General features: G+C 50.8%; 7 protein-coding genes and 1 pseudogene. 2 read left to right on the top strand and 6 right to left on the bottom strand.

Annotated features, from left to right (window positions below):
- Positions 1-511 (bottom strand): annotated as a pseudogene (locus OB13_RS15930) (hypothetical protein); the annotation flags it as partial.
- A complete protein-coding gene (locus OB13_RS15925) occupies positions 504-1,385 on the bottom strand; it encodes a DUF58 domain-containing protein (RefSeq protein ID WP_461491166.1) in 882 nt (293 codons plus the stop codon). The gene OB13_RS15925 and the pseudogene OB13_RS15930, both read right to left, overlap by 8 nt.
- 58 nt (positions 1,386-1,443) lie before the next feature.
- On the opposite strand from OB13_RS15925, the gene OB13_RS15920 reads away from it, so the two are divergent.
- The gene (locus OB13_RS15920; protein ID WP_461491165.1) at positions 1,444-1,857 is read left to right on the top strand and encodes a DUF4296 domain-containing protein; all 414 of its coding nucleotides are present in this window, start codon (positions 1,444-1,446) and stop codon (positions 1,855-1,857) included.
- A gap of 8 nt (positions 1,858-1,865) precedes the next feature.
- Here the strand turns inward: OB13_RS15920 and OB13_RS15915 are convergent, their stop codons facing one another.
- The gene (locus OB13_RS15915; protein WP_461491164.1) at positions 1,866-2,225 is read right to left on the bottom strand and encodes a tRNA-binding protein; all 360 of its coding nucleotides are present in this window, start codon (positions 2,223-2,225) and stop codon (positions 1,866-1,868) included.
- Between the two features lie 222 nt (positions 2,226-2,447).
- Here OB13_RS15915 and OB13_RS15910 point away from each other — a divergent pair, with 222 nt between their 5' ends.
- Positions 2,448-3,989 carry an FAD-dependent oxidoreductase gene (locus tag OB13_RS15910; RefSeq protein WP_461491163.1) on the top strand — a complete coding sequence of 514 codons (1,542 nt, stop codon included), beginning with the start codon at positions 2,448-2,450 and terminating at the stop codon, positions 3,987-3,989.
- Between the two features lie 85 nt (positions 3,990-4,074).
- On the opposite strand, the gene OB13_RS15905 is transcribed toward OB13_RS15910, so the two are convergent.
- The 3 genes from OB13_RS15905 to OB13_RS15895 form a co-directional block, all read right to left on the bottom strand.
- The gene (locus OB13_RS15905) at positions 4,075-4,611 is read right to left on the bottom strand and encodes a DUF922 domain-containing protein (RefSeq protein WP_461491162.1); all 537 of its coding nucleotides are present in this window, start codon (positions 4,609-4,611) and stop codon (positions 4,075-4,077) included.
- Between the two features lie 118 nt (positions 4,612-4,729).
- Positions 4,730-6,070, bottom strand: a complete 1,341-nt coding sequence (locus OB13_RS15900; protein WP_461491161.1) for an MATE family efflux transporter — start codon at positions 6,068-6,070, stop codon at positions 4,730-4,732.
- 328 nt (positions 6,071-6,398) lie between these two features.
- On the bottom strand, positions 6,399-6,725 hold a 327-nt coding region (locus OB13_RS15895; RefSeq protein ID WP_461491160.1), incomplete at its 5' end, for an L-histidine N(alpha)-methyltransferase.

The raw sequence follows: 6,725 nt of genomic DNA, 5'->3' as shown, positions 1-6,725 counted from the left end.
AGGCCAGAAAAGCAGCGACTGTGACCACCCATAATAGCACGATCGGCCAGTTAAAGCGTTCCTCGACAGGAGCCAGTTCAGTTTGGGTACGTAAGATCAGGGGCTCCTGCACGTTGTTCACCAGTTGCCGGAGCACGACGGAATCTGCTTTGGCAAATACCTGCACGGTATCCTGTCCATGCAACACGAAGGCCGGCAGCGCCAGCGTTTGTACAGGCTCCATCTCAAAAGTGCGTAGCAGGTATACGGTACTATCGGAACTGATGCCAGCGCGCGTAGCGGTAGGGTAGTAGGTTTGACCCACGAGCTCAAAGGGGTGAAAATTGTAGGATGAGTCTGGAAGAATCACTTCCTGGGGAGCAGCATGCTGGTGCACCAGGGTATAGCTGAGCACCTCCCCAATCCGGATGGTATCCCGGTTGAAACTGCCCACAGGAGGCTGCACCAGTTGTGCCTGCACTGTCCCTGTCAGCAGGATAAATAATACCGGAAGCAGCAGGTAGTTACGCACTTTTCTTTGTCGTTCTGTTTCGGAGCCTGAACAGGTTGACCAACTGGGGCACGTAGTCTTCGTTGGTCTGTATCGCCAGGTAATTGGCCTGGTATTTCTGGCAGATGCGGATAATGCGGTTCTGATTCTCCTTGTACTGGGATAAATGATAGGTTTGGAAAGCGGCGCCCGACGTATTGAGCCATACGGTTTTACCCGTTTCTTTGTCCACAACAGGCACAATGCCCAGTCCCGGAATACTGCGCTCCCGTACATCCAGCAGCTGGATCACGATCAGGTCATGCTTTTTGGCCAGCATGGAGAGCTCCTTCTCATAATGCACATCTATAAAGTCTGAGATCAGCAGGATGATACTGCGTCTTTTTACAATGTCGAGGGTAAGTTTTATACCGGCTGCCAGGTTGGTCCTGGCTGATTTGGGCTGTAACTCGCGCAGAGCCTTGATGATGGCATAGGCCTGCTCGATCCCTTTGGCCGGCTTGATATATTTTTCTTTCTGGTCACTGATGCAAATGATGCCGATCTGGCTCTGTTGCCTGGCTGCCGCTAAGGCCAGTACACCGCATATTTCTTTGCCCACGTCCAACTTTTGTTGTTTGCCGGTACCAATGGTCTGCGAAGCACTCACATCCAGCATCAGAAACACGGACTGTTCTTTCTCTTCGCGGTACGTTTTTACGAAAGTACCATGGCCTTTAGCCGACACGTTCCAGTCTATGGAGCGCACATCATCTCCGTATTGGTAGGACCGAACATCATCAAATTCCAGCCCCGTACCTTTGAATACAGAACGGAAGTCCCCCTGCATTTGAGAATTGATGGCCTTTCTGATGCGTATCTCGTACTTTCGCAGCTTTTGTACAAGCTCTTTCATATCTTAGTGCCGTGGCGTCAGATTTTAAAATTAGGACATATTCCTGTAAATTACATCCGTGAAAAGACTTTTCTGCATTCTTTCTTTGGCTTTGCTGTTGGGCTGCCAGAAACAAACAACCCAAGCACCTGATAACCTGGTCCCTCAGGAAACGATGGTGCAGATCCTGGCGGATGTCCATATTGCAGAAGCGCTGATCGAAAATCGGGTCATTTATCCCGACACCGCTTTGATGACTTATAACCAGCAGCAGCAACGGATCCTGGCGTCCCACAACGTGTCAGAAGAGGATTTCCGTAAAACGTACAATTACTACCTGGAGAATCTGACGTTGATGGACAAGCTATACGAGGTCGTTCTGGACACGCTGAGTGTGCGGGAAGCGAAGGCTCGGGCGGCCAATGGTCTTCCCGAGGAAAATCCACAACCTAAGAGAAGCGATTTTAAAGGCCAACCGGAAATGGCCCGTTAACCTAGTCTTTACATAAGCTTGCTGCCATTGGGCACCTGGCCTGCTGGCTGAGCCAGTACAATATCGCCGTTTTCGTCCGCAAAACCTGTTACGAGCACTTCCGAAATATACTTCCCAATCTGTTTTTTGCCGAGGTTGGTGACGCAAAGCACCTGTCTGCCTGGCAGCGCTTCTTTTGTATAATGTTTTGTGATCTGCGCACTCGATCTCTTCAGACCGAGCGGCCCCAGATCAACAACCAGTTTGAAGGCCGGCTTCCGCGCTTCCAGAAAGTCCGTTGCCTCTACTATGGTACCTACCCGGATGTCCGTTTGTTCAAAGTGCTGCCAGGTGATCATCATGTCCATGGGTTCAGTCGGTGCGTGCATGGTGCTTCAATTTTTAAAAAACAAGATACAGATTCTTTCCTAAATCCTGTCGGCTTTGTGCTCTTTTCCATCCTGTCTGCTTCCTACTCGTGCCTCAAGGTTTATGCAGTCACCCTGCAGTAACATTCGGTTTTGGCTAGCGTATCCTAAGCAACTGGCTTTCTTCCTGTTTTTCAGGGTAGAAGTATAAGCCCGTTTATCGGTAGCACAAAAACAAAAACTATGAAAAGAGAATCAGGAGCAAGCTTGTCCGTATGGGTGGAAAACATCACTATGCCTGTCACCACTCCCTTGCATGAAAATGTAAAGTGTGATGTATGTGTCGTGGGGGGTGGTATTGCCGGTATCACGACGGCTTATTTATTGGCCAAAGAAGGCAAAGATGTGGTAGTGGTAGAGGCCAAAGAAATCGGGGGAGGCGAAACCGGCCGCACTACCGCCCACCTGTCCAATGCACTTGATGACGGCTTTGATGAACTCATCCGCTTATTTGGCGTGGAAGGTACCCGGATGGCAGTACAGAGTCATGGAAAGGCGATCGATAAGATAGAAGAGATCATAAAAGATGAAAAGATAGACTGTGACTTCGTGCGCGTCGACGGCTACATGTTTGCCAATACAAAGGAAGAGGAAGACCAGCTCATGCGGGAACTGGAGGCGCTTCAGAAAATAGGCTGGCGGGATGTCGTGTTGCGAAAAAAATGCCCTGTTGAAACCCTTACGGCGCTGCCTTGCCTGCATTTCCCGAACCAGGCGCACTTTCATGTGCTCAAATATCTATCGGCCCTCAGTGCTGCCCTGCTCAGTAAAGGGGGGCGGATCTTTACCAAAACTAAAATAGAGCGCTTTGAAACTGGCCGTGTGGTTACTGTAGTATCAGAAGCGGGACATGCGATAGCCGCCAACCACCTGGTGGTAGCCACCAATTCCCCTGTTATTGATAAAGTGACCATGCACACCAAGCAGGCCCCTTACAGAACCTATGTGATAGGAGCGGCTGTGAAACGCGATGAAGTGCCGGACGCCCTGTACTGGGACATGCAGGATCCGTATCATTATGTCCGCTTACTCAAAGGGAAGGCCGGGGGCGATGACCAGAATGGCCTGGACCTACTGATAGTAGGGGGAGAGGATCATAAAACAGGGCAGGACGATCACCTGAGCAGAAAGTTTACGGAACTGGAGAGCTGGATGAGGCTTCGTTTCCCAATGGCGCAGGAGGTGGTGTACCGCTGGTCAGGCCAGGTATTGGAGCCGGTCGACAGCCTGGGTTTCATCGGGCGTAATCCGGGCGACTCGGACAATGTCTACATCGCCACAGGCGACTCCGGCCAAGGTATGACGCACGGCACCATAGCAGGTATGCTGATCACAGACCTGATCATGGGTAAGCCTAATCTGTGGCAAAAACTCTATGACCCGGCACGTGTTAGCCTCAAGTCTTCGGGTGAGTTTATGAAGGAAAACCTGAACGTAGCGGCCCAGTTCAAAGATTATGTAACGCCAGGAGAAGTAGACGATCCAATGCAGGTCATGCCGGGAACAGGCAGTGTGATGCGCAAAGGTTTGGCCAAAGTAGCCGTCTATTGCGATCAGGATGGCGTGCGGCATCAGTGCTCCGCCGTATGCACGCACCTGGGTTGCGTCGTTCACTGGAATGAAGTGGAAAGCTCCTGGGACTGCCCCTGCCACGGCTCCCGTTTTGACCCTTTTGGTAAAGTGATCACAGGACCGGCCGTGAAAGACCTAGGACCGGCGGAATAAACGAATCCAATCGAACAGCTATACCTGCTATACCTATCTCCTGCTTCTTCCAAAAGGGAAGGGCAGGCGACAGGTATAGTTGTGCTTATTGATAAGCTTCCAGCTCCAGCAGGCGCTGCTCGATTTGAGCGGCCCATACCTGTTGCACTTCGGCATCGAGGCCATGGCGGGAATGTTTGTCAAACTGATCCTGCTCCGCTTTCCATGTTTTAAAAGCAGCCCCCACGGTGGTATTGAGCTGCGACTTCATATTGTCGCAGGAGTTGTTGATCTCTTTCAGTTGCTTCCGCAATTGGCGGGCATGCACCTCCGTCAGATCAAAGTGCAGCTGCTCATGGGCCAGCAATTTTTCTGATTTTTTGTTCTTGGACCAGGATTCTCCCGGCAGGAACACGCACTTTACCTCGTAGTAGAACTTGTTGTTCTTACACTTGGCATCAACGGCCAGGTTAGCGGCCGTCAGTGCATGGTGCGGGTTGTTATCTTCCGGATTTGCCCTGAAATCCTCCCAGTTTAACTTGCGCGTGGAGGACCAGGCCAGGTGATCGTTGTTGGCGCGCTCAGCAACGGCAGGAACAGAAATAACGGCCGGTGATAGTCCGGCAGGGGCTGCGTGGGGCATAAGTAGGCCTACTAACAGCGACAAAAGGAGAGTAAAAATAAACATCGGCTAAAAGTTTAAAGTGTCTCAAACCGGCAACACAGGTCTGGAAAGATTGGTGCCAATCAATTGCACTTTTTTAGCGGGTAAGTTGGTGGCTGAGCCTCTTGAAGCGCCAGAATAGTAATATAGCAGCAATGCTGAGGCCTACTAAAAGTCCTGTCCACACTCCGTTAACTCCAAATCCGGCTTTAAAACAGAGGAGGTAACCCACCGGCAATCCGATGATCCAGTAAGCGATCAGCGAGATGATTCCGGGAATTTTTACGTCTTCCAGGCCACGCAAGGCGCCAAGTCCCACTACCTGTACACCATCCGAGATCTGGAAGAGTGCAGCTATGATGAGCAGCATCGAGGCTAGCTCAATCACGGCAGGGTCATCGATGTACAAGGACGGAATAAATTTATTTCCGAGTACCATCAGCAGCCCGCTGGCGATCATAAAAATAACGCCCATTGCAAAACTGCTATACCCGGCTTTGCGCATGGACTGGAAATTGCGCAGGCCTTTCTGATTGCCAACCCGGATAGTTGCTGCCGTGGCTATACCACTGGCCATCATGTAGGTGACGGCTGCCACATTGATGGCGATCTGGTGTGCGGCCAGCTCCCGGGCTCCCAGCCAGCCGATCATGATAGCTGAGAAACTGAAGGCACCCATCTCAAAGACCATCTGCATGGAGATCGGCAGGCCCAGCTTAAAGATATGGTACATGTGCACGAAGGAGAGGTGGCGGAAGGTCAGGAACCTGCGGAAAGCCGCGAACTTCTTGGAATAGAGCACATAGCCGCCCATCATAAGGGGCATGAGGATGCGGGAAATAAGGGTAGCCCAGCCAGCGCCTACCAGTCCCATCGGTTCAAACCCAAACTTACCGTAGATCAGGATGTAGTTAAGCACCACATTAATGGCATTGGCGACAATGGTGATGTACATGGCCTGTTTGGTGAGCGAGAGGCCCTCTGAAAACTGTCTGAAAGCTTGGAAGATCATGAGCGGCACCATCGACAGGAATAAGATATTCATGTACGGTATAGCCTGCCGGACCACTTCCTCAGGCTGGTTCAGGTGCGTGATGTAAGGGGAGAAGAAATAGCCTGCTATGAATAGAAGTATACCCAGCAGCAGGTTGCAAAACAAGCCATTCAGGAGCAGGAGCGAGATCCGGGTATAGTTGCGACGTCCGTCGGCCGCTGCAATCAGAGGCGTGATGCTGTAGGAAACACCCAGTCCGAAAACCATGGTAATGGTAAAAATGCTGTTGCCCAGCGAGGCCGCTGCCAGGGGGATGGTACCGGTCTGTCCCACCATCAGGCTGTCGATTACACTGACCATGATGTGACCTAACTGACTGAGCACCACCGGGTACGCTAAAAAAAAGTTTTTGCGAAAGTGCTCTTTGTATTCTTCAGATCTCATACCGGCGTTTTTTGGAAAGGCCTGCAAAATTAGCTTTTTTTGCCTGATCCCATACCTGTTACCGGAAATTTAACCTGCTACCCCTGTTTTGTTATACCCTTCCTGCCCGCAGCTATACCTGCCCGGACAAACAGCAGGGACTTTGCTGTCAGCAGGTATAGCGTCTACCTTTTAGCCTTCTCTTTTTTCCGGTCACCCCGGGCAGGAAAGGCCAGGAGCAGGAGGGCAGCGGTTACCAAAAGAGTCTTTATTTTCATCTATTTGAAATTGAAAACGCCGGATCAGTTTATGCTGAATTTTTAAGATCGTTTAAATGAAATGCAGCCGATCAGGCTACCGTAAACAACACATCCGCAAAATACCCGCGCTCATCAAGGAAAACTTCCTCCACTTCGAAACCACAGCTTTTCCCCATTTGCTTTACTTGCTTCAGGGTATACTTGTAGGAGTTTTCAGTGTGTACGGCTTCCCATGCTTCGAATAAAAAACGCTGGTCTGTTGATTCCAGGTATACTTCCTGTGTTTCCTGGCTGATGAGGTAGCTCTTCATGACGCCTTCCTGCGGTTCATAAAGGGCAAAGTGCCTGAACTTGCTCACATCAAAATTTCCGCCCAGCTCCCGGTTGATGTGGTGCAGCAGATTCAGGTTGAAGGC

This window comes from Pontibacter sp. HJ8 (assembly GCF_054824225.1).
The sequence above is the reverse complement of the archived record's forward strand: the minus strand, read 5'-3'. Positions and strand labels throughout refer to the sequence as shown.

Coding starts and splice junctions, on each gene's coding strand:
- OB13_RS15905 (WP_461491162.1), bottom strand. CDS start 4,611: ATGCCCCACGCAGCCCCTGCCGGACTATCACCGGCCGTTATTTCTGTT.
- OB13_RS15925 (WP_461491166.1), bottom strand. CDS start 1,385: ATGAAAGAGCTTGTACAAAAGCTGCGAAAGTACGAGATACGCATCAGA.
- OB13_RS15915 (WP_461491164.1), bottom strand. CDS start 2,225: ATGCACGCACCGACTGAACCCATGGACATGATGATCACCTGGCAGCAC.
- OB13_RS15900 (WP_461491161.1), bottom strand. CDS start 6,070: ATGAGATCTGAAGAATACAAAGAGCACTTTCGCAAAAACTTTTTTTTA.
- OB13_RS15910 (WP_461491163.1), top strand. CDS start 2,448: ATGAAAAGAGAATCAGGAGCAAGCTTGTCCGTATGGGTGGAAAACATC.